Origin of the sequence: Bradyrhizobium genomosp. I (2014) (genome assembly GCF_000261685.1) — a bacterium.
In the GTDB taxonomy this organism is placed as follows: domain Bacteria; phylum Pseudomonadota; class Alphaproteobacteria; order Rhizobiales; family Xanthobacteraceae; genus Bradyrhizobium.
Genome location: NZ_AJQE01000166.1, coordinates 1 through 1,379, shown reverse-complemented (window position 1 = coordinate 1,379; position 1,379 = coordinate 1). Strand labels below are relative to the sequence as shown.

The following is a 1,379-nucleotide window of genomic DNA, read 5'->3' as shown; positions in this document are numbered from 1 at the left end:
CGCGAGCGGTTTAGTCCACTGGCCCTTCAGCGACATCGGAGGATGCTGCTTCTCCGTCGCTGTCGAGGCTTGAGCCGACATCAGGCGGCCAGCCGCTTAATGGTGCGCGGCCTGGCCGGCCTGGGCGCGGATCACTTTGCAGCTAGCCCCGGCGGCGGCACAAAGCCGCCGAACTCGTGTTCAATCAGCCCGGCCAACGCAATCGTCGTACGGTCCTCCAGATACGGCCCGATGATCTGGACGCCGACCGGCAGGCCCTCAGGCGTGCGCTCAATCGGAACGGCGGTTGCAGGAAGTCCGCAGGTCGAGGCAGGGTCGGCCCAGATGAAGCAGGCGTCGGAATAGTTGTAGTGCTTGCCATCGATGTCGAGTTGCCGCGCGTCGAACGGCTCCGACTGGTCCTGCGGAAAGGCCGGCACGGCGGCGACCGGGTAGATCACGGCATCGAATTCGCGGAAGAACTGATACCATTTTTGTTGCAGCTGCAGCCGCGCTGCATCGGTCGCGAGCCATTCGCGATGGATCAGACCCCAGCCGCGGGCGCGCTCGGCCTGCAGGCTGCGGTCGTCGGGCGCGAGTGACGCAGCAACTCCTTGCGCCTCTGCGAGCGCGGCCGGTGTCAGGCGCGGACTTCGCGCGGCGTTCAACAGCTTCATATAAAGCCGGGCGGACGCGGCAAGATCCGGCAACGATGTGCTCGAACGTGCGACCCGCGCGCCCGATTGTTCGAGCCGTTCCGCCAACCGCCCGATCGCCGAGCGCACGGCATCTCCGGTCGGCATCAGCGGGTGCGTGTCGATCACGAGAATCCTGAAATCCCTGAGTTGGTCATGACGAGGCGCGGGCAGCGCCAGGCGATAGCCGATCCCGTCGCGCGCCTCGTCAGGGCCGGCAATCACGTAGAGCGACAGAGCGAGGTCCGCGGCAGTGCGTGCCATCGGCCCGATGACAGCGAGATCGCCGTGGCCTGGGACGGGCGATGCCGGCGGCAGGCTATATCCGCGCAGCGGGACGAGGCCGAGGCTCGGCTTGTGTCCGAACACGCCGCAGAAATGCGAGGGTACCCGGATCGAGCCGCCGATATCCGAGCCGATCGAGAGCGGACCGAACCCTGCGGCCAGCGCCGCTCCGCATCCACCCGAGGAGCCGCCGGGCGAGCGGCCGAGATCCCACGGGTTGTTCGTCACCCCGTAGATCTCGTTGTAGCTCTGGAAATCCCTGAGCCCGATCGGGATGTTGGTCTTGCCGATGATGACGGCGCCCGCCGCTTTCAGCCGGGAGACGACGAGGGCATCGTCGGCGGGTTGAAAATCCCTGAAATGCGGAAAGCCCCAGGTTGTCGGCAAGCCCGCGACGTTGAACGGTTCCTTCAAGGTCAC

Annotated in this window: 1 protein-coding gene; it reads right to left on the bottom strand. The window is 66.4% G+C overall.

What is annotated here, in order from left to right; all coding sequences use genetic code 11:
• Positions 1-131: 131 nt before the first annotated feature.
• Positions 132-1,379: amidase (locus IC50_RS15895; protein WP_035706324.1), on the bottom strand; the 1,248-nt coding region annotated here is incomplete at its 5' end.